At 58.3% G+C, this 20,303-nt stretch carries 18 protein-coding genes and 1 pseudogene; 16 read left to right on the forward strand and 3 right to left on the reverse strand.

Going from position 1 to position 20,303, the window contains the following annotated elements:
- Window positions 1–299: pseudogene (locus tag F8N12_RS19700) on the forward strand (Na+/H+ antiporter); the annotation flags it as partial.
- A gap of 21 nt (window positions 300–320) precedes the next feature.
- Here F8N12_RS19700 and dapC read toward each other — a convergent pair.
- From dapC to map, 3 genes are all read right to left on the reverse strand, one after another.
- Window positions 321–1,520 (reverse strand): succinyldiaminopimelate transaminase, encoded by a 1,200-nt coding sequence (gene dapC, locus F8N12_RS19705; protein ID WP_150580100.1) that lies wholly within the window; start codon window positions 1,518–1,520, stop codon window positions 321–323.
- A gap of 230 nt (window positions 1,521–1,750) precedes the next feature.
- Window positions 1,751–4,453: a [protein-PII] uridylyltransferase gene (locus F8N12_RS19710; RefSeq protein ID WP_150580099.1), complete on the reverse strand. Its 2,703-nt coding sequence runs from the start codon at window positions 4,451–4,453 to the stop codon at window positions 1,751–1,753.
- 44 nt (window positions 4,454–4,497) lie between these two features.
- On the reverse strand, window positions 4,498–5,280 hold the full coding sequence (gene map, locus F8N12_RS19715) for a type I methionyl aminopeptidase (RefSeq protein WP_150580098.1): 783 nt from the start codon (window positions 5,278–5,280) through the stop codon (window positions 4,498–4,500).
- Between the two features lie 373 nt (window positions 5,281–5,653).
- Here map and rpsB point away from each other — a divergent pair, with 373 nt between their 5' ends.
- The 15 genes from rpsB to rnhB all read left to right on the forward strand — a co-directional run bounded on the left by rpsB (window position 5,654) and on the right by rnhB (window position 20,253).
- On the forward strand, window positions 5,654–6,391 hold the full coding sequence (gene rpsB / locus F8N12_RS19720) for a 30S ribosomal protein S2 (RefSeq protein ID WP_008028964.1): 738 nt from the start codon (window positions 5,654–5,656) through the stop codon (window positions 6,389–6,391).
- A 192-nt stretch (window positions 6,392–6,583) separates the two neighbouring features.
- On the forward strand, window positions 6,584–7,447 hold the full coding sequence (gene tsf / locus F8N12_RS19725; RefSeq protein WP_028622556.1) for a translation elongation factor Ts: 864 nt from the start codon (window positions 6,584–6,586) through the stop codon (window positions 7,445–7,447).
- A 208-nt stretch (window positions 7,448–7,655) separates the two neighbouring features.
- Window positions 7,656–8,399, forward strand: a complete 744-nt coding sequence (gene pyrH / locus F8N12_RS19730; RefSeq protein ID WP_003172271.1) for a UMP kinase — start codon at window positions 7,656–7,658, stop codon at window positions 8,397–8,399.
- Entirely contained in the window at window positions 8,396–8,953 is a 558-nt protein-coding gene (frr, locus tag F8N12_RS19735) for a ribosome recycling factor (RefSeq protein WP_150580097.1), read from the forward strand. Before pyrH ends, frr begins: the two co-directional genes overlap by 4 nt.
- 13 nt (window positions 8,954–8,966) lie before the next feature.
- Window positions 8,967–9,722: a polyprenyl diphosphate synthase gene (gene uppS, locus F8N12_RS19740; protein ID WP_150580096.1), complete on the forward strand. Its 756-nt coding sequence runs from the start codon at window positions 8,967–8,969 to the stop codon at window positions 9,720–9,722.
- Window positions 9,722–10,528: a phosphatidate cytidylyltransferase gene (locus F8N12_RS19745; protein ID WP_150580095.1), complete on the forward strand. Its 807-nt coding sequence runs from the start codon at window positions 9,722–9,724 to the stop codon at window positions 10,526–10,528. The genes uppS and F8N12_RS19745 overlap by 1 nt, the downstream gene beginning before the upstream one ends.
- On the forward strand, window positions 10,525–11,715 hold the full coding sequence (ispC, locus tag F8N12_RS19750; RefSeq protein WP_150580094.1) for a 1-deoxy-D-xylulose-5-phosphate reductoisomerase: 1,191 nt from the start codon (window positions 10,525–10,527) through the stop codon (window positions 11,713–11,715). Before F8N12_RS19745 ends, ispC begins: the two co-directional genes overlap by 4 nt.
- Window positions 11,716–11,749: 34 nt before the next feature.
- A complete protein-coding gene (gene rseP, locus F8N12_RS19755; protein ID WP_150580093.1) occupies window positions 11,750–13,102 on the forward strand; it encodes a sigma E protease regulator RseP in 1,353 nt (450 codons plus the stop codon).
- A 74-nt stretch (window positions 13,103–13,176) separates the two neighbouring features.
- Window positions 13,177–15,552, forward strand: coding sequence for an outer membrane protein assembly factor BamA (bamA, locus tag F8N12_RS19760; protein WP_150580092.1), 2,376 nt, complete (start codon window positions 13,177–13,179; stop codon window positions 15,550–15,552).
- Between the two features lie 45 nt (window positions 15,553–15,597).
- The gene (locus tag F8N12_RS19765) at window positions 15,598–16,101 is read left to right on the forward strand and encodes an OmpH family outer membrane protein (RefSeq protein WP_010462812.1); all 504 of its coding nucleotides are present in this window, start codon (window positions 15,598–15,600) and stop codon (window positions 16,099–16,101) included.
- 3 nt (window positions 16,102–16,104) lie between these two features.
- Window positions 16,105–17,160 (forward strand): UDP-3-O-(3-hydroxymyristoyl)glucosamine N-acyltransferase, encoded by a 1,056-nt coding sequence (gene lpxD, locus F8N12_RS19770; RefSeq protein ID WP_150580091.1) that lies wholly within the window; start codon window positions 16,105–16,107, stop codon window positions 17,158–17,160.
- A 108-nt stretch (window positions 17,161–17,268) separates the two neighbouring features.
- Complete coding sequence (fabZ, locus tag F8N12_RS19775; protein WP_007907157.1) at window positions 17,269–17,709, forward strand: 3-hydroxyacyl-ACP dehydratase FabZ; 441 nt, start codon at window positions 17,269–17,271, stop codon at window positions 17,707–17,709.
- The gene (gene lpxA, locus F8N12_RS19780; RefSeq protein WP_150580090.1) at window positions 17,706–18,482 is read left to right on the forward strand and encodes an acyl-ACP--UDP-N-acetylglucosamine O-acyltransferase; all 777 of its coding nucleotides are present in this window, start codon (window positions 17,706–17,708) and stop codon (window positions 18,480–18,482) included. The genes fabZ and lpxA overlap by 4 nt, the downstream gene beginning before the upstream one ends.
- A 2-nt stretch (window positions 18,483–18,484) precedes the next feature.
- Entirely contained in the window at window positions 18,485–19,615 is a 1,131-nt protein-coding gene (gene lpxB, locus F8N12_RS19785) for a lipid-A-disaccharide synthase (protein ID WP_150580089.1), read from the forward strand.
- Window positions 19,612–20,253 carry a ribonuclease HII gene (gene rnhB, locus F8N12_RS19790; protein ID WP_150580088.1) on the forward strand — a complete coding sequence of 214 codons (642 nt, stop codon included), beginning with the start codon at window positions 19,612–19,614 and terminating at the stop codon, window positions 20,251–20,253. The genes lpxB and rnhB overlap by 4 nt, the downstream gene beginning before the upstream one ends.
- The last annotated feature ends 50 nt before the right edge of the window (window positions 20,254–20,303 follow it).

A 20,303-nucleotide genomic window follows, 5' to 3' on the forward strand; every position in this document is an offset into this window, starting at 1 on the left:
TGGAAGCCGAGGAGGCCAAACCCCAGGATGCCGCCGAGGCCGCGTTGGCCACTGAACTCAAGGGTCGGATCATGTCCGAATATCGCCATCAGCTGGAAGTATTCAACGATTCGGCTGAAGCCCAGGCGCTGGCATTCCAGATGGATTTGCTGGAACGGCGCCTGCGACTCAAGGCGCTGCGAGCGCAACGCCTGGAGTTATACAAACTCAGTCGACTTCACCAGATCGGTGATGACGTGCTCAGGGAAGTCCTTGCGGATCTGGACCTGAGCGAAGCCAACCTGGGACAGGTGAAGTGACTCTGGTGACCGCAATGAGGGTTACTTGCGGCGCTGAACGAAGTCCCGAATGCGCTCGGCGGCCTCAACACATTCCGCCAACGGTGCAACCAGCGCCAGGCGCACGCGGCCGGCACCGGGGTTAAAACCGTCAACTTCGCGGGACAGGTAAGACCCCGGCACCACGGTCACGTGCTGTTGAACAAACAGATCACGGCAGAACGCTTCGTCATCGCCATTTACATTCGGCCACAGATAGAAGCCACCGTCCGGTCGCTGCACGTCCATGACCGGGCCGAGAATTTCCAGAACAGCATCGTATTTTTCACGGTACAGGTCGCGGTTGGCGCGCACGTGAGCTTCGTCATTCCACGCGGCCACGCTGGCCAGTTGCGTCTGCACCGGCATCGCACAGCCATGGTAAGTGCGGTAAAGCAGGAAGCCTTTGAGAATATCGGCATCGCCGGCGACGAACCCCGAGCGCAGGCCCGGCAGATTGGAACGCTTGGACAGGCTGTGAAAAACCACGCAACGCTTGAAGTCTTTGCGACCCAGTTCCACGCAGGCGCTGAGCAGACCCGGCGGCGGCGTTTGTTCGTCGAAGTACAGCTCGCTATAGCATTCGTCAGCGGCGATCACGAAGTCGAACTCATCAGCCAGCGCGATGAGTTTTTTCAGGGTTTCGACCGGAATCAGCGCGCCTGTCGGGTTGCCGGGCGAGCAGAGGAACAGGATCTGGCAACGCTTCCAGATGTCTGGCGAAACGGCGTCGAAATCCGGGTTGAAGCCGTTTTCATCCAGGCACGGCAGGTAGTGCGGTTTGGCCCCGGCAAGGAAGGCCGCACCTTCGTAGATCTGATAGAAGGGATTGGGGCTGACCACCAGCGCGTCATCGCCCCGGTTGACCACGGTTTGAGTGAAGGCGAACAGCGCTTCACGCGTGCCGTTGACCGGCAGCACATTGCGCGCCGGATCGAGCCAGCCAGTGGGTACATCGAAACGACGTTCGCACCAGGCGGCAATGGCTTCGCGCAAAGCCGGAACGCCGAGGGTGGTCGGGTAGACGGCCATCTGATCCAGATTGCTCGCCAACGCTTCGGCGACGAAGCCTGGCGAACGGTGCTTCGGCTCGCCGATGGACAGTGCGATCGGGCGCTTGTCCGGGTTAGGCGTGACACTGCCGAGCAGGGCGCGGAGCTTCTCGAACGGGTAGGGCTGCAACTGGTTCAGAGCATTGTTCATCGGTGCGGGGTCTCTTTGAATGTGGGAGTAACAGGCGGTTCCACGGCTTTTGTGGCGAGGGGGCTTGCCCCCGTTGGGGTGCGAAGCGCCCCCTGAAACCTGAGAGCGCGGTCTTACAGGCCTACCGCGTGCAATGGTTTACGACTGCTTCGCAGCCGAACGGGGGCGAGCCCCCTCGCCACAATAAGCTCGCCTCGCCAAGTCCGTTCCCACAGGAAAAGTGGTTTGGTTCAAATACTGATACGCGACAAATTGATCTCGGGTTCCTGGCTCACTGTCAGCTGTTCGACGATTGCATCCTGCAAACGGCTGCACAACAATGGGTCGGACAGTTGCTGATTGTTGGCATCGGTAATGAAGAACACGTCTTCCACGCGCTCGCCCAACGTGGCGATCTTGGCATTTTGCAGCGACAGGTCGAACTCGAGGAAAATCGTTCCGATCCGCGCTAGCAGTCCCGGGCGATCCGGCGCGCTGAGTTCCAGCACGGTCACCGGGCGCTGGGCGTCGTTGTGGATGGTTACCTGCGGCGCAAACGCGAAATGTTTGAGCTGGCGCGGCACCCGACGCTGGATGATCGTCGGATAATCGTCCGGGTTACGCAGGGCCTCAGTCAGGCCTTCGCGGATCTGTTTGACTCGCGTCGGATTGTCGCCGATCGAATCGCCGTCCGTGTCGAGCACAATGTAGGTGTCGAGGGTGAACTGGCTGCTCGAGGTGATGACTCGCGCGTCGTGAATGTTCAGGTTGAGCTGATCCATGGCAGCCACCGTCACGGCGAAGAAGTCGTGCTGGTCCGGTGCATAGATGAAGATCTGCGTGCCGCCTTCGAATTCGCGCTGAGTGGTCTCCTTGATCAGCACCAGCGGGCCGCCATCGGCCGGCTGCTGGAGGATGGCGTCGGTGTGCCAGGCAACATCGCCGGCCGTGTGCCGCAGGAAATAGTCATCGCCCAGTTGCGACCACAACTGTTCGACGTCGTCCGGGTCCGTCCCGCCGCGCACCAGAATGTCCAGCGCTGCGCTCTGCGTCTGGCGGATCTGCATTTCACGATCCACCGGGTTTTCCAGGCCGCGGCGCAAGGCCCGCTTGGTCTCGGTGTACAGCTGACGCAACAGGCTCGCGCGCCAGGAATTCCACAGCGTCGGGTTGGTTGCATTGATGTCGGCGACGGTCAGTACATACAGGTAATCCAGGTGCGTTTCGTCGCCGACGATCTGTGCGAAGTCGTGGATCACCTGCGGGTCAGACAGGTCCTTGCGCTGAGCGGTGGTCGACATCACCAGATGGTTTTGCACCAGCCAGACAATCAGGCGACTGTCCCACACAGGCAGTTGATGGCGCTGGCAGAAAGCCTCGGCATCCACCGCGCCGATCTCCGAGTGATCGCCATGCCGTCCCTTGCCAATGTCGTGGTACAGGCCGGCGAGGTATATCAGTTCGGGCTTGGGCAGCTTGGCCATGAGCTTGCTGGCCAGCGGGAATTTTTCTGACACCTGGGTGTACTGCAACTTACGCAAGTGCTTGATCAAGTTGAGCGTGTGCGCATCGACGGTATAAATGTGGAACAGGTCATGCTGCATCTGGCCGACGATAAAACCGAATTCCGGCAGATAACGTCCGAGGATGCCGTAGCGGTTCATCCTGCGCAGGTTGCGGTGGATGCCGATTTTGCACTTGAACAGTTCGATGAACAGGCTGGTGTTGCGAATGTCGTTGCGGAAATCATCGTCAATCAGATGGCGATTTTCCCGTAGCAGGCGAATGGTGTCGGCACGCACGCCTTTGATTTCCGGCTGCTGGGCCATCAGCACGAAGATTTCGAGCATGGCAAACGGCGTGCGGCGGAACACGTTGTCGTTGCGCGCTTCGATGTAGCCATCGTGAAGCTGGAACCGCGAATTGATGGGCGTCGGCGGCGCTTCGTCCTCGGGGGCGAGGATCACTTCTTCGAAGTGCTGGATGATCAGGTCACTGAGCTGGGCGATGCTCATGACCACTCGATAATACTGTTGCATGAAGTTTTCGATGGCTTGTTTGGCGTCATCGCCTTCGAACCCCAGCAGCCCGGCGATGGAACGCTGATGATCGAACAGCAAGCGGTCTTCGGAGCGACCGGCGAGCATGTGCAGAGCGTAACGCACTTTCCACAGGAACTCCTGGGACGAGGCCAGCAGAGTGTTTTCGCTCTCGACCAGAAAACCTTCGCCAGCCAGCGCCCGGAGGTTGAGGGTGCCGTATTGGCGACGCGCCACCCACAGAATCGTCTGGATATCGCGCAGGCCCCCGGGTGAGCCTTTGACGTTGGGTTCCAGGTTGTATTCAGTGTCGTTGTACTTGTGGTGACGGGCTTTCTGCTCGGCGCGTTTGGCCAGGAAGAATTCCTTGCTCGGCCACATCCGCGCGGTGCTGGTGACATCCAGCATGCGCTGACGCAAGCGCTCGGGCCCGGCAATGGTGCGGCTTTCCATCAGGTTGGTGATCACTGTCAGGTCGGCGCGGGCTTCAATTGCGCATTCGTCCACCGAGCGAACGCTCTGACCGACTTCCAGGCCGATGTCCCACAGCAGGGTCAGAAAACGCTCGATGGAATCACGAAAAATCTCGTGGTCGGCGCTGTCCAGCAGAATCAGCAAGTCGATATCGGAGTAAGGGTGCAGCTCGCCGCGGCCGTAGCCGCCGACCGCGACCAGCGCGATGTCGGCGTCCTCGCTCCAGTCAAACTGCTCCCAGGCCTTTTGCAGGATGTTGTCGACGAACCAGGCACGGTCCTCGATCAGCCGGCGAATCTCCCGGCCGCTGCGAAAGCGCCCGTCGAGCACCTCGCGGGCCTGGCGGATCGCTTTCTTGAAAGCGGCGATCGGGCTGGCCTTCAGGGCCAGTTCAGCCTGAAACTGGCCACGGTCGAAGAGTTCGGGATCCACCTGCGGCATCGATTGGCATTCCTGTCTATAAGGCTAGGGGTAGTAGGACTGGATCAGGCCGAGATGCGCGCGATGGTGTCGTCGGCCCGCAAGGTGAAAATCTCGTAACCGGTTTCGGTGACCAGCAGGGTGTGTTCCCACTGCGCCGACAGCTTGCGATCCTTGGTGATCGCGGTCCAGCCGTCGCCCAATACCTTGGTGTCGGCCTTGCCCTGGTTGATCATTGGCTCGATGGTGAACGTCATGCCGGCTTGCAGTTCCATGCCGGTACCCGCGCGGCCGTAGTGCAGGATCTGCGGTTCCTCGTGAAACACCTTGCCGATGCCGTGTCCGCAGAATTCGCGGACCACCGAAAAGCCATTTTTTTCCGCGTGCTTCTGGATGACTTCACCGATATCGCCCAGGCGGCAGCCGGGTTTGACCAGTTCGATCGCCTTGTACATGCATTCCTGTGTCACTTGAGAAAGACGCTCTGCCCAGACCGGAACCGTACCGACGTGGAACATGCGGCTGGTGTCGCCGTGGTAACCATCCTTGATCACGGTGACGTCAATGTTCAGCGTGTCGCCGTCTTTCAACGGCTTCTCGTTGGGTATGCCGTGGCAAACCACGTGGTTGATCGAGGTGCAGATCGACTTCGGGTAGCCCTTGTAGTTGAGCGGGGCAGGGATGGCTTTTTGCTCGTTGACGATGTAGTCATGGCAAATGCGGTCCAGCTCTTCCGTGGTGACGCCGGGTTTGACATGTTCGGCAATCATTTCCAGCACATCGGCGGCCAGTTTGCCGGCGACACGCATTTTTGCGATGTCCTCCGGTGTTTTGAAGGTGACGGTCATACAGGCTCTCTCTGCGCTCGAGGGCGCTTGCTAAAACGAAACGGGCAAAGTGCGATTGCATCCTCGCCGCCCGAAAAACGCGATTCTAACAGACGACAAGGGCAAATCTGAGCCTCTATACGTCGCTTCTCCTTATAGATAGGCGCATTGGTGAGTGATTCCAAGCGCGCCTGCGAACGCGCGCATCAGGAATCGAGAATCCGGGTTCCGTTTTTTACAGGCTTGTGATATAAAATGCGCCGCTTTCCGGGGATACCTCGGAAGGCTTAAATCCACACACGTGTCGACACGATGACCTGGGTGCCTTCAGCTGATGCTGCTGGTTGGTCATTGGGATACGTGGAGGCCAAACCCGACTTATTAAGGAACTATCATGTCCCAAGTCAACATGCGCGATATGCTGAAGGCCGGTGTGCACTTCGGCCACCAGACCCGTTACTGGAACCCGAAAATGGGCAAGTACATTTTCGGCGCGCGTAACAAGATCCACATTATCAACCTTGAAAAAACCCTGCCAATGTTCAACGAAGCTTTGACTTTCGTAGAGCGTCTGGCCCAGGGCAAAAACAAGATTCTGTTCGTCGGCACCAAGCGTTCCGCTGGCAAGATCGTTGCTGAAGAAGCAGCACGTTGCGGTTCGCCGTACGTCGATCACCGCTGGTTGGGCGGCATGCTGACCAACTTCAAAACCATCCGTGCTTCCATCAAGCGTCTGCGTGACCTTGAAGTGCAAGCCGAAGACGGTACGTTCGCCAAGCTGACCAAGAAAGAAGCGCTGATGCGCTCCCGCGATCTTGAGAAGCTCGATCGTTCCCTGGGTGGTATCAAGGACATGGGCGGTCTGCCAGACGCACTGTTCGTTATCGACGTTGATCACGAGCGCATCGCGATCACCGAAGCCAACAAGCTGGGCATCCCGGTTATTGGCGTCGTCGATACCAACAGCAGCCCGGAAGGCGTTGACTACATCATCCCGGGCAACGATGACGCAATCCGCGCTATCCAGTTGTACATGGGTTCGATGGCTGACGCAGTTATCCGCGGTCGCAACCACGTTGCTGGCGGCACCGAGCAGTTCGTTGAAGAAGCTCCGGCAGCTGCAGCTGAGTAATTGACGCCCTGGCGTTGACTCAGTAAGCAAAAAGGGGGCTTGGCCCCCTTTTTGCCACCTCGAAAACCATTTGTCCGGTGGCGCATTTACAGTATTTGTAATTTGCAGCTGCTAACAGGGGTGGTTGGGGAAGAATTGATCGCCCGATCGATCGGGTGGAATGGTTGAAAACCTATCCAAGAGGATTTTGAAATGGCAGAGATTACTGCAGCGTTGGTCAAAGAACTGCGCGAGCGTACTGGCGAAGGCATGATGGACTGCAAAAAGGCCTTGACCAAGGCTGGCGGCGACATCGAAAAAGCCATTGATGACATGCGTGCTTCGGGCGCCATCAAGGCTGCCAAGAAAGCAGGCAACGTTGCTGCTGAAGGCGCAATCGCTCTTAAAGAAGACGGCAAGTCCGCTGTTCTGCTGGAAGTGAACTCGCAGACCGACTTCCTGGCTTTGCAGGACGACTTCAAGGCATTCGTCGCTTCCAGCGTTGAAAAAGCCTTCGCTGACAAGCTGACTGACGTCGCTCCGCTGATCGAAGCTCAAGAAGCTGATCGCCTGGTACTGGTCGGCAAGGTTGGCGAAAACGTCAACATCCGTCGCCTGGCTCGCGTGGAAGGTGATGTTGTTGGTGGTTACCTGCACGGCAACAAGATCGGTGTTGCAGTTGTTCTGAAGGGCGGCGACGTTGAGCTGGCCAAAGACATCGCCATGCACGTAGCGGCTACCAACCCGGAATTCCTGCTGCCATCGGAAGTTTCCGCTGAAGCGGTAGAGCGCGAGAAAGGCGTATTCCTGACCCTCAACGCTGACAAAATCGCTGGCAAGCCAGAGAACATCGTTGAAAACATGGTCAAAGGCCGCATCAGCAAGTTCCTGGCTGAAGCAAGCCTGGTTGAGCAGGCGTTCGTCAAGAACCCTGAAATCAAGGTTGGCGAACTGGCCAAGAAAGCCGGTGCTGAAATCGTTTCTTTCACCTACTTCAAAGTAGGCGAAGGCATCGAGAAGCCGGTCGACAACTTCGCTGAAGAAGTTGCTGCCCAGCTGGCTGCCGCCAAGCAATAAGACAGTTTTCAACTGTCGCCCTGAAGAGGCTGCCCGCTAACGCGCGCAGCCTCTTTTCAGATGGGGTACCAATTTTTGTTGGTTTCCTTGAGGAACTGGCTTACAAAGCCATGTTCCGATGGCGCTGAAGCAGCGCCAAGCTAGAGTGAACGCCAGCTGTAAACAGCTAGCAAAGAATTTTTAAAATACGCCGCAGGAGAGATTCGCAATGGCTCAGCAGGGCAGTGGTTATCAGGCTCGCTATAAACGCATTCTACTCAAGCTTAGCGGCGAGGCCCTGATGGGCTCGGAAGAGTTCGGGATCGATCCGAAAGTCCTGGATCGCATGGCGCTGGAAGTTGGCCAATTGGTCGGCATCGGCGTTCAGGTCGGACTGGTGATCGGCGGCGGCAACCTGTTCCGCGGTGCCGCGCTGAGCGCGGCCGGCATGGATCGGGTTACCGGAGATCACATGGGCATGCTGGCCACTGTGATGAACGCCCTGGCCATGCGCGATGCGCTGGAACGTGCCAATATCTCAGCCATCGTGATGTCGGCCATTTCCATGGTTGGCGTGACTGATCACTACGATCGTCGCAAAGCAATGCGCCATTTGAACGCCAAGGAAGTGGTGATTTTTGCGGCCGGTACCGGTAATCCTTTCTTCACCACGGATTCGGCAGCCTGCCTGCGTGCAATCGAAATCGACGCCGATGTTGTGCTCAAGGCGACCAAGGTCGATGGCGTCTACACCGCTGACCCGTTCAAAGACCCGCATGCCGAGAAGTTCGATCATCTGACTTATGATGAAGTGCTGGATCGCAAGCTGGGCGTGATGGATCTGACGGCCATTTGCCTGTGCCGCGACCACAAGATGCCATTGCGCGTATTTAACATGAACAAGCCCGGCGCCCTGCTGAACATCGTACATGGCGGCGCTGAAGGGACCCTGATCGAGGAAGGCCAACAATGATCAACGACATCAAGAAAGACGCTCAAGAGCGCATGCAAAAATCCCTGGAATCTCTGTCCCACGCGTTTGGTCAGATTCGTACCGGCAAGGCTCACCCAAGCATCCTGGGCAGCGTAATGGTGCCTTACTATGGCGCCGACACCCCGTTGAGCGGCGTTGCCAACGTCACTGTAAAAGACTCCCGCACTCTCCAGGTCGTGGCATTCGAGCGCAATATGCTGGCTGCCGTCGACAAGGCGATCCAGAGCGCCGGTTTGAACCTCAACCCGACCAACCTGGGTGAGTTGCTGCTGATCTCCATGCCTGCTCTGACCGAAGAAACCCGCAAGGGCTTCACCAAGCAGGCTCGCAGCGCTGCCGAGGACGCCCGTGTTGCCGTGCGCAACATTCGTCGCGATGCATTGGGTGAATTGAAAAAACTGGTCAAGGACAAGGAAATCAGCGAAGACGAAGAGCGTCGTGCTGCTACCGATATCCAGAAGCTCACCGATAAGGCTGAGGCCGATATCGACGCAGCGACCAAGCAAAAAGAAGCGGACCTGATGGCCGTATAAGGGTCGCGTTTTCATGGAAAAGACCAAGCAGGCTGCGCCGTCCGCGGTGCCGCGCCATGTCGCGATCATCATGGATGGTAACAATCGCTGGGCGAAAAAACGCTTTATGCCGGGTGTCGCCGGGCATAAAGCCGGCGTAGATGCCGTTCGTGCAGTGATCGAGGTGTGTGCCGAGGCCAAGGTCGAGGTGTTGACCCTGTTTGCCTTCTCCAGCGAGAACTGGCAGCGTCCGGCGGATGAAGTCAGCGCCTTGATGGACCTGTTTTTCAAGGCGTTGCGTCGCGAGGCCAAGCGTCTCAACGACAACAACATCAGCCTGCGCATCATTGGCGACCGCTCGCGCTTCCATCCGGAACTGCAAGTCGCCATGCGCGAGGCCGAGGCCATGACGGCGGGCTCCAACCGCTTTGTCCTGCAAATCGCCGCCAACTACGGTGGTCAGTGGGACATCGCGCAGGCTGCGCAGCGTCTGGCGCGCGAAGTCCAGGCCGGGCATCTGCGTCCGGAAGACATCACCCCGGAACTGCTGCAAACCTGTCTGGCAACCGGCGATCTGCCGTTGCCGGACCTGTGCATCCGTACCGGTGGCGAACATCGCATCAGTAATTTTCTGCTGTGGCAGCTGGCTTACGCCGAGTTGTACTTCTCCGACCTGTTCTGGCCGGACTTCAAACACGACGCCATGCGCACCGCGCTGGCCGATTTCGCTTCTCGCCAGCGTCGCTTCGGTAAAACGAGCGAGCAGGTCGAGGCTGGAGCCCGGGTTTAATGCTTAAACAACGAATCATCACTGCACTGATCCTGCTGCCGATTGCCTTGTGCGGCTTTTTCCTGCTTGAGGGTACCGGGTTTGCCCTGTTTATCGGGCTGGTCGTGACGCTCGGCGCGTGGGAGTGGGCCCGCCTGGCAGGTTTTGCCGCGCAGTCGGCCCGCGTTGGATACGCTGCGCTTGTCGCGGTGATGTTGTTTTTCATGCACATCCTGCCAGGCCTTGCACCTTGGGTGCTGGGGGCTGCCGTGCTGTGGTGGGCGGTGGCTACATATCTGGTGCTGACTTATCCAGGTTCGGCTGCGCATTGGTCGAGTGCCGCCTGCAAGCTGGTGATCGGTCTGCTGGTCCTGCTGCCTGCCTGGCAAGGTCTGGTCCAGATCAAGCAGGCGCCATTGGGCAACTGGCTGATCATGGCGGTGATGGTGCTGGTCTGGGGTGCCGACATCGGCGCGTACTTCTCCGGGCGCAAATTTGGCAAACGCAAACTGGCTCCGCACGTCAGTCCCGGCAAAAGCTGGGAAGGTGTCTACGGCGGTCTCGCGCTGAGCCTGGTACTGACCGCTATCGTCGGTGTGTTTCGTGACTGGAGCTTCGGCCAGATCCTCACCGGTCTGATCGGCGCCGCGATTATCGTGTTCATCTCGGTGGTTGGCGATTTGACTGAAAGCATGTTCAAGCGTCAGTCCGGCATCAAGGACAGCAGTAATCTGCTGCCCGGTCACGGCGGCGTACTGGATCGCATTGATAGCCTGACGGCTGCGATTCCGGTCTTCGCTGTGTTGTTGTGGATGGCGGCGCCGTGAGTCGCCCTCAGCAGGTTACGGTTCTTGGCGCCACCGGTTCGATTGGTCTGAACACGCTCGATGTCATTGCCAGGCATCCCGATCGTTACCAAGTGTTTGCTGTGAGTGGCTTCACTCGCCTCAGTGAGTTGCTGGCATTGTGCGTGCGCCATGCGCCGCGCTTTGCGGTGGTGCCGGAGTTGGCTGCTGCTCGTACTCTTCAAGACGATTTGCGCGTTGCCGGCCTCCCCACCCGGGTGTTGGTTGGAGAGGCAGGTCTGTGTCAGGTGGCGTCTGATCCTGAAGTCGATACGGTAATGGCGGCCATCGTCGGTGCGGCGGGTTTGCGTCCGACATTGGCTGCGGTCGAGGCCGGAAAGAAAATCCTGCTGGCCAATAAAGAAGCACTGGTCATGTCCGGTGCCTTGTTCATGCAGGCCGTGCGCAAAAGCGGCTCGGTATTGCTGCCGATCGACAGCGAGCACAACGCAATTTTTCAATGCATGCCGCCGGACTTTTCCCGCGGTCTTGGCGCGGTGGGTGTCCGGCGGATTTTGCTGACAGCCTCGGGCGGTCCGTTCCGGCAGACGCCCTTGGCCGACCTGGAGCATGTTTCCCCCGAGCAGGCCTGCGCGCACCCGACCTGGTCGATGGGCCGCAAGATTTCGGTCGATTCGGCGAGCATGATGAACAAGGGCCTGGAACTCATCGAAGCCTGCTGGCTGTTCGATGCAAAACCGTCGCAGGTCGAGGTTGTGATTCATCCGCAGAGCGTGATTCATTCGCTGGTCGACTATATCGACGGCTCGGTTCTGGCGCAGTTGGGTAACCCCGACATGCGCACACCTATATCAAATGCGCTGGCCTGGCCGGAGCGTATTGATTCGGGGGTGGCGCCGCTGGATCTGTTTGCCATCGCCCGTCTGGATTTTCAGGCGCCGGACGAGCAGCGTTTTCCTTGCTTGCGCCTGGCGCGGCAAGCAGCCGAGGCGGGCGACAGTGCCCCGGCAATGCTCAATGCCGCCAATGAAGTGGCGGTCGCCGCGTTTCTCGACGGGCGGGTTCGCTACCTGGAAATCGCGAGTATCATCGAAGAAGTCTTGAATCTCGAGCCGGTGGTTGCGGTGGATGACCTCGAGGCAGTGTTTACGGCCGACGCGAAAGCGCGGGTTCTTGCCGGACAATGGTTGAGTCGCCACGGGCGATAGCATGCAGCACTCGACAAGAATGCGGAGAAAGTAAATGAGCGCGCTCTATATGATTGTCGGCACCCTGATAGCCTTGGGTGTGCTGGTTACCTTCCACGAGTTCGGCCATTTTTGGGTCGCGCGTCGCTGCGGGGTCAAGGTGTTGCGTTTCTCCGTAGGTTTCGGCATGCCGTTGCTGCGCTGGCACGACAAGCAAGGCACCGAGTTCGTGGTCGCCGCCATCCCGCTGGGCGGCTACGTGAAGATGCTCGACGAGCGCGAGGGTGAAGTCCCGCTCGATCAGCTCGACCAGTCTTTCAATCGCAAGTCGGTGCGCCAACGCATCGCCATTGTCGCGGCCGGCCCGATTGCCAACTTTTTACTGGCACTGATTTTTTTCTGGGTTTTGGCGATGCTCGGCAGCGAGCAGGTGCGTCCTGTCATTGGTGCCGTCGAGTCCGGCAGCATTGCCGCCAAGGCCGGTTTGAATGCCGGCCAGGAAATCGTTGCCATCGACGGCGAAGCGACCACTGGCTGGAGTGCGGTCAACCTGCAGTTGGTTCGTCGGCTTGGTGAGAGTGGTTCGCTGCAAGTGTTGGTGCGCGAACAAGGCTCCACGGCAGACACGCCTCGAGAGCTGGTGTTGAATGAATGGCTCAAAGGCGCCGACGAGCCGGATCCGATTCGCTCGCTGGGGATTCGCCCGTGGCGTCCGGCATTGCCGCCGGTGCTTGCAGAGCTCGACCCGAAAGGTCCGGCCCAGGCTGCTGGCCTGAAAACCGGTGATCGCTTGCTCGCGCTCGACGGCAAGGCCGTGGATGATTGGCAGCAAGTGGTCGACACGGTGCGGATGCATCCCGATACCAAAATCATGCTGCGAGTCGAGCGCGACAGTGCTCAAATCGACGTCCCTGTGATGTTGGCTGCTCGTGGCGAGAGCAAAGCGCCGAGCGGTTACCTGGGCGCTGGCGTAAAAGCGATCGACTGGCCGCCGGAGATGATTCGCGAGGTCAGTTACGGTCCGTTGGCTGCAATTGGCGAAGGGGCTCGACGCACTTGGACCATGAGCATCCTGACCCTCGATTCGCTCAAGAAAATGTTGTTCGGCGAGCTCTCGGTAAAAAACTTGAGTGGACCGATAACCATTGCTAAAGTGGCGGGCGCTTCTGCCCAGTCGGGTGTCGCTGATTTCCTGAATTTCCTTGCTTATCTGAGTATTAGCCTGGGTGTTCTGAATTTGCTGCCCATTCCAGTACTGGATGGGGGGCATTTGTTGTTTTATCTGATCGAATGGGCGCGTGGTCGTCCCTTGTCGGATCGGGTGCAGGGTTGGGGGATACAGATCGGTATCAGTTTGGTGGTCGGGGTGATGTTGCTTGCTCTGGTCAATGATCTGGGTCGACTGTAACGCTTCGCCGAATTGCGAATCTGCCGCATTTTGCGGCAGTTTGTTTATTGCCAGTTGGAATAAGAAAGGACTTCATGAAACGTCTGCTGCTAACTGCGGTTCTCACCGTATTGATGATCGCCGAAGTTCACGCCGAGTCCTTCACTATCTCTGATATTCGCGTCAATGGCCTCCAGCGGGTCTCCGCGGGTAGCGTCTTTGGTGCCTTGCCGTTGAACGTCGGTGAACAGGCGGATGATCGTCGCCTGGTGGAATCCACTCGTGCGTTGTTCAAAACCGGTTTCTTTCAAGATATCCAGCTGGGCCGTGATGGCAACGTCCTGGTCATCACGGTGGTCGAGCGCCCATCCGTTGCCAGTATCGAGATCGAGGGTAACAAGGCGATCTCTACTGAAGACTTGATGAAGGGTCTCAAACAATCCGGTCTTGCCGAAGGCGAGATCTTCCAGCGCGCCACGCTCGAAGGCGTGCGTAACGAACTGCAGCGTCAGTACGTCGCTCAGGGCCGTTACTCGGCGACCGTCGATACCGAAGTGGTATCGCAGCCGCGTAACCGCGTGGCGCTCAAGGTCAACATCAACGAAGGCACGGTTGCCGCTATCCAGCACATCAACGTGGTGGGCAACACGGTTTTCCCGGATGACGACCTGATCGATCTGTTCGAACTGAAAACCACCAACTGGTTGTCGTTCTTCAAGAACGATGACAAGTATGCGCGTGAAAAGCTGTCCGGTGACCTGGAGCGTCTGCGCTCCTACTACCTGGACCGTGGCTATATCAACATGGATATCGCTTCGACCCAGGTCTCAATCACCCCGGACAAGAAACACGTCTATATCACTGTCAACGTCAACGAAGGCGAGAAGTACACCGTTCGCGACGTCAAACTCAGTGGTGACCTGAAAGTCCCTGAGGACCAGGTCAAATCGTTGCTGCTGGTGCAGAAAGGCCAGGTGTTCTCGCGCAAGCTGATGACGACTACGTCCGAACTGATCACCCGTCGTCTGGGTAACGAAGGCTACACCTTTGCCAACGTCAACGGCGTGCCTCAGCCTCATGATGAAGACAACACCGTCGATATCACGTTCGCTGTCGATCCGGGCAAACGTGCTTACGTAAACCGTATCAACTTCCGTGGCAACACCAAGTCGGAAGACGAAGTGCTGCGCCGTGAAATGCGTCAGATGGAAGGGGGTTGGGCGTCGACCTACTTGATCGACCAGTCCAAGACCCGTCTTGAGCGTTTGGGCTTCTTCAAGGAAGTCAACGTCGAAACGCCAGCAGTGCCGGGTGTCGACGACCAGGTTGATGTGAACTACAGCGTAGAAGAGCAGGCGTCCGGCTCGATCACTGCGAGTGTCGGTTTTGCCCAGAGCGCCGGTCTGATTCTTGGTGGCTCGATCACTCAGAACAACTTCCTCGGTACCGGTAACAAGGTCAGCATCGGCCTGACCCGCAGTGAATACCAGACTCGGTATAACTTCGGTTATGTGGACCCGTATTGGACTGCTGATGGCGTCAGCCTCGGTTACAACGCGTTCTATCGCACCACTGACTATGACGAGCTTGAAACCGATCTCGCCAGCTATGCAGTGGACAGTCTGGGTGCCGGCGTCAACGTGGGTTATCCGATCAGCGAAACGTCGCGCCTGACCTTCGGCCTGACAGCGCAACAGGACACGATCAAGACGGGCGTTTACACCGTCGACGAGATTTTCGATTTCGTGAACAAGGAAGGCGACAAGTACCTGAACTTCAAGGCCTCGGCCGGTTGGTCCGAGTCGACATTGAACAAAGGCGTGCTGGCCACTCGCGGTCGCTCTCAGAGCCTGGTGCTGGAAACCACGACGCCGGGCAGCGACCTGTCGTTCTTCAAGCTTGATTACCGTGGCCAGTTGTTCCAGCCATTGTCCGAAAACTACACCATGCGCCTGCACACCGAGCTGGGTTACGGTGACGGATACGGTTCGACCGACGGCTTGCCGTTCTACGAGAACTACTACGCAGGTGGTTTCAACTCGGTACGTGGCTTCAAGGACAGCACGCTGGGTCCACGCAGTACGCCGAGTACCGGTCGTAACCCGGGTACATCGGTTGACCCGGACCAGGATCCACTGCCATTCGGTGGTAACGTCCTGATCCAGGGTGGTGTAGAGCTGCTGTTCCCTCTGCCGTTCGTGAAAGATCAACGTTCCCTGCGCACTTCGGTCTTCTGGGATGTGGGTAACGTGTTCGACTCGTCTTGCTCGGATACCACCAACGCCGATGGCACGAAGTCCAACACCAAGTGCAACGAAATCAGCCTGAGCAACATGGCAAGCTCCGTCGGTGTCGGTGTGACATGGGTCACCGCCCTGGGTCCATTGAGTTTCGCGTTGGCCATGCCAATCAAAAAACCGGATGAGGCTGAAACACAAGTGTTCCAATTCTCCCTCGGCCAGACGTTCTAAGCGTCTGACCCAAGATAACGACAATGGATTTTGTAGGAGTGCATCGTGCGTAAGTTGACTCAATTGGTTCTCCTGGCAACCGTACTGGTAGCAGGTCCGGCTTTTGCCGACATGAAAATCGCCGTTCTGAACTATCAAATGGCCCTGCTGGAATCTGACGCGGCGAAGAAATACGCCGTGGATGCCGAGAAAAAGTTCGGCCCTCAGCTGAGCAAGCTCAAAACACTGGAAAGCAGTGCCAAAGGCATTCAGGATCGTCTGATGGCCGGCGGTGACAAAATGCAGCAAGGCGAGCGCGAGCGTCTGGAGCTTGAATTCAAGCAAAAGGCTCGTGACTTTCAGTTTCAGTCCAAGGAACTGAACGAAGCAAAAGCCGTTGCCGACCGTGAAATGCTGAAGCAGCTGAAGCCGAAACTGGACAGCGCTGTGGAAGAAGTCATCAAGAAAGGTGCTTTTGACCTGGTCTTCGAGCGTGGCGCAGTGATTGATGTCAAACCTCAGTACGACATCACCCGCCAGGTCATCGAGCGCATGAATCAGCTGAAGTAATCCATGACAGCGACCATGAAACTCGGCCAGTTGGCCGAGTTCCTCGGCGCCACCCTACGTGGCGACGCGGAGAAAGAAATTACTGGGCTAGCCACTTTGCAAGAGGCTGGCCCAGCTCAGTTGAGCTTCCTGGCAAATCCCCAATACCGTAAATACCTGGTGGACTGCCGGGCCGCTGCCTTGTTGCTGAAGGCCGCCGATGCCGACGGGTGTAAGAGTGATGTGCTGATCGTTCCCGATCCGTACCTTGCGTACGCACGCATCTCCCATCTGTTCGATCCCAAACCCAAGGCAGCTCCCGGCATCCACCCGACTGCGGTGGTGGCGGACAACGCCGTGATTGATCCTGCGGCGAGTATCGGTGCCTTTGCGGTTATTGAATGCGGAGCGCGTATCGGCGCAGGCGTGACAATTGGCGCGCACTGCTTTATTGGTGCGCGCAGCGAGATCGGCGAGGGCGGGTGGCTGGCCCCGAGAGTCACGTTGTATCACGATGTGCGCATCGGCAAGCGGGTGGTGATCCAATCCGGTGCAGTGCTCGGTGGTGAAGGCTTCGGCTTTGCCAACGAGAAAGGCATCTGGCAGAAAATCGCCCAGATCGGCGGTGTGCTGGTCGGCGACGATGTGGAGATTGGCGTCAATACCGCCATCGACCGCGGTGCGCTGGCGGATACCGTCATCGGTAATGGCGTCAAGCTCGACAATCAGATCCAGATTGCCCATAACGTGCAGATCGGTGATCACACCGCCATGGCTGCTTGTGTGGGTATCTCTGGCAGCACCAAAATCGGCAAGCATTGCATGCTCGCCGGTGGTGTCGGGCTGGTGGGGCACATCGAGATTTGCGACAAGGTTTTCATCACCGGGATGACCATGGTTACCCACTCGATTACCGAGCCAGGTTCCTATTCTTCCGGCACGGCCATGCAGCCGGCTGCCGAATGGCGCAAAAGCGCGGCACGTCTGCGTCAGCTCGATGACATTGCTCGACGGTTACGACAGCTGGAAAAGCGAGTAGGGGAAGTGACCCCTGACGGTAATGCTTCATCAGATGGCTGATACCATTTCCATATCAAGTGTGCACAGCCGTTAGACTGCCCCCTTGATTTGCTAGAGGGGCGCGCGTCAGTCGCGCGCTCCCAATCTTTACATAGGCTTCCCCCCGAAATGATGGACATCAACGAGATTCGCGAATACCTGCCTCACCGTTACCCGTTCCTGCTGGTGGATCGGGTCGTGGATCTGGATGTGGAAGGCAAGCGCATTCGCGCGTACAAGAATGTCAGCATCAACGAGCCGTTCTTCAATGGTCACTTCCCTGCGCATCCAATCATGCCGGGCGTATTGATCATCGAAGCGATGGCTCAGGCTGCCGGGATCCTTGGTTTCAAAATGCTCGACGTGAAGCCCGCCGATGGCACGCTTTACTATTTCGTCGGCTCCGACAAGCTGCGCTTCCGCCAGCCGGTCCTCCCGGGCGATCAGTTGATCCTTGAAGCCAAGTTCCTGAGCTGCAAGCGTCAGATCTGGAAATTCGAATGCCAGGCTTCGGTCGACGGCAAGCCAGTCTGCTCGGCTGAAATCATCTGCGCGGAACGCAAACTATGAGTTTGATTGACCCTCGCGCAATCATCGATCCGACGGCCGTTCTGGCCGCCGACGTCGAGGTCGGCCCATGGTCGATCGTCGGCGCAGGTGTGGAAATCGGCGAGGGAACAGTGATCGGGCCGCATGTAATTCTCAAGGGCCCGACACGGATTGGTAAGCACAATCGCATCTACCAGTTTTCTTCGATCGGCGAAGATACGCCGGACCTCAAATACAAAGGCGAAGAAACCCGGCTGGTCATTGGTGACCACAACGTCATTCGCGAAGGCGTGACGATTCATCGTGGGACTGTTCAGGACCGTTCGGAAACGACCCTGGGGGATCACAACCTCATTATGGCGTACGCGCACATCGGGCACGACAGCGTCATCGGCGACCACTGCATCCTGGTCAACAACACTGCGTTGGCCGGGCATGTGCACGTTGCCGACTGGGCGATCCTGTCGGGTTTCACTCTGGTTCATCAGTATTGCCATATAGGCGCCCACAGCTTTTCCGGCATGGGCACAGCCATTGGCAAGGACGTCCCAGCGTACGTTACGGTATTCGGCAACCCGGCCGAAGCGCGCAGCATGAACTTCGAAGGCATGCGCCGCCGGGGTTTCAGCGAAGAAGCAATCCATGCGTTACGTCGAGCTTATAAGGTGGTTTACCGCCACGGACTGACGGTTGAACAAGCGCTCGGCGAGCTGGCCGAGTCGTCGGCGCAGTTCCCGGAAGTTGCGATATTTCGCGACTCCATCCAGTCTTCGACCCGCGGCATCACGCGTTAATCATGGCTAATCTGCGTATTGCGCTGGTGGCGGGTGAGGCTTCCGGTGACATTCTGGGCGCCGGTCTCATGCGCGCGCTCAAGACACGGCATCCGGCTGTCGACTTCATCGGGGTAGGTGGCCCATTGATGCAGGCCGAAGGCCTGACCTCGTATTTCCCGATGGAGCGTCTTTCGGTCATGGGCCTGGTCGAAGTGCTCGGTCGGCTGCGCGAGTTGCTCAAGCGCCGCAAGACGCTCATTGCAGACCTGATCGCCGAGAAACCGGACGTGTTCATCGGCATCGATGCACCGGACTTCACCCTCAACATCGAACTCAAACTGCGTCAGGCCGGTATCAAGACCGTGCATTACGTCAGCCCGTCCGTCTGGGCATGGCGGCAGAAGCGAGTGCTGAAGATCCGCGAAGGCTGCGACCTGATGCTGACGCTGTTTCCGTTTGAAGCCAAATTTTATGAAGACAAGGGCGTGCCGGTGCGGTTTGTCGGGCACTCCCTCGCGGACGCGATTCCACTGCAGGCTGATCGCGCCGCCGCGCGCGCTGAACTCGGTTTGCCTGACGGGCCGCTGGTCGCCCTGATGCCCGGCAGTCGCGGCGGTGAAGTCGGGCGTCTCGGTGCTCTGTTCCTCGATACCGCCCAACGTTTGCGCGCCATGCGTCCCGGGGTCCGGTTCGTCATGCCGTGCGCCAGTCCCGAGCGTCGTAAACAGCTTGAAGAATTGCTCGCCGGTCGCGATCTGCCACTGACCCTGCTGGATGGCAAATCGCATCTGGCGCTCGCCGCGTGCGATGCGGTGCTGATTGCTTCCGGAACAGCTACGCTTGAAGCGTTGTTGTACAAGCGGCCGATGGTAGTGGCCTATCGTCTGGCGCCGCTGACGTTCTGGATTCTCAAGCGCATGGTCAAGAGCCCATACGTGTCGCTGCCGAACCTGCTGGCCCAGCGTCTGTTGGTACCGGAATTGTTGCAGGACGATGCGACGGTCGAGGCGCTGGCACAGACGTTGTCCCCCCTGATCGAAGGCGGCGAGGAACAGACTCGCGGCTTCGATGAAATTCACCGGACCTTGCGTCTGGATGCCTCCAATCAGGCGGCGGACGCGGTGTTGAAGTTGATTGGCGAAACAAAATGATAAAAAACAGCGTTCAGATGGGGCTGGATTTCACCTTGGTCGCCGAGCTCGAAGACATGGTTGCCGGTGTCGACGAAGTCGGCCGCGGCCCGCTCTGTGGTGCAGTGGTCACGGCGGCGGTCATTCTCGATCCGAAGCGGCCTATTTTAGGCCTGAATGATTCGAAGAAGCTCACCGAAGCCCGCCGTGAAAAGCTTTATGACGAAATTTGCGAAAAAGCGCTGAGCTGGAGCATTGCTCGTGCGGAAGTCGATGAAATCGATCAACTGAATATCCTGCACGCCACCATGCTGGCCATGCAGCGCGCGATCGAAGGCCTGCATATTCAGCCGAAACTGGCGATGATCGACGGCAATCGTTGTCCGAAATTATCCATGCGCGCCGAGGCGGTGATTCAGGGCGATGGCAAGGTTCCAGCCATCGCCGCGGCGTCGATTCTGGCCAAGGTCAGTCGCGACCGCGAGATGGCTGCCTTCGAACTGATTTACCCGGGCTACGGCATCGGTGGCCACAAGGGTTACCCGACCCCCGCGCATCTCGAGGCATTGGCTCGGCTGGGCCCGACCCCGATTCACCGGCGTTCGTTTGCGCCTGTTCGCATGGCGTATGAAGCGCGGGAAATCCTGATCGAGGGTTAGTCGCAAGGCTGATGTTTTCGCCAAGGCCCGGTACAATCCGGGCCTTGTTG

Origin of the sequence: Pseudomonas fluorescens (genome assembly GCF_902497625.1) — a bacterium.
Lineage (GTDB): Bacteria > Pseudomonadota > Gammaproteobacteria > Pseudomonadales > Pseudomonadaceae > Aquipseudomonas > Aquipseudomonas fluorescens_BQ.

Excerpts from the sequence above, each read along its gene's own strand:
- F8N12_RS19745 (WP_150580095.1), top strand. The coding sequence starts at position 9,722 with ATGCTTAAACAACGAATCATCACTGCACTGATCCTGCTGCCGATTGCC.
- rnhB (WP_150580088.1), top strand. The coding sequence starts at position 19,612 with ATGATAAAAAACAGCGTTCAGATGGGGCTGGATTTCACCTTGGTCGCC.
- rseP (WP_150580093.1), top strand. The coding sequence starts at position 11,750 with ATGAGCGCGCTCTATATGATTGTCGGCACCCTGATAGCCTTGGGTGTG.
- uppS (WP_150580096.1), top strand. The coding sequence starts at position 8,967 with ATGGAAAAGACCAAGCAGGCTGCGCCGTCCGCGGTGCCGCGCCATGTC.
- frr (WP_150580097.1), top strand. The coding sequence starts at position 8,396 with ATGATCAACGACATCAAGAAAGACGCTCAAGAGCGCATGCAAAAATCC.
- F8N12_RS19710 (WP_150580099.1), bottom strand. The coding sequence starts at position 4,453 with ATGCCGCAGGTGGATCCCGAACTCTTCGACCGTGGCCAGTTTCAGGCT.
- pyrH (WP_003172271.1), top strand. The coding sequence starts at position 7,656 with ATGGCTCAGCAGGGCAGTGGTTATCAGGCTCGCTATAAACGCATTCTA.
- rpsB (WP_008028964.1), top strand. The coding sequence starts at position 5,654 with ATGTCCCAAGTCAACATGCGCGATATGCTGAAGGCCGGTGTGCACTTC.
- fabZ (WP_007907157.1), top strand. The coding sequence starts at position 17,269 with ATGATGGACATCAACGAGATTCGCGAATACCTGCCTCACCGTTACCCG.
- lpxD (WP_150580091.1), top strand. The coding sequence starts at position 16,105 with ATGACAGCGACCATGAAACTCGGCCAGTTGGCCGAGTTCCTCGGCGCC.
- bamA (WP_150580092.1), top strand. The coding sequence starts at position 13,177 with ATGAAACGTCTGCTGCTAACTGCGGTTCTCACCGTATTGATGATCGCC.
- map (WP_150580098.1), bottom strand. The coding sequence starts at position 5,280 with ATGACCGTCACCTTCAAAACACCGGAGGACATCGCAAAAATGCGTGTC.
- tsf (WP_028622556.1), top strand. The coding sequence starts at position 6,584 with ATGGCAGAGATTACTGCAGCGTTGGTCAAAGAACTGCGCGAGCGTACT.
- lpxB (WP_150580089.1), top strand. The coding sequence starts at position 18,485 with ATGGCTAATCTGCGTATTGCGCTGGTGGCGGGTGAGGCTTCCGGTGAC.
- lpxA (WP_150580090.1), top strand. The coding sequence starts at position 17,706 with ATGAGTTTGATTGACCCTCGCGCAATCATCGATCCGACGGCCGTTCTG.
- dapC (WP_150580100.1), bottom strand. The coding sequence starts at position 1,520 with ATGAACAATGCTCTGAACCAGTTGCAGCCCTACCCGTTCGAGAAGCTC.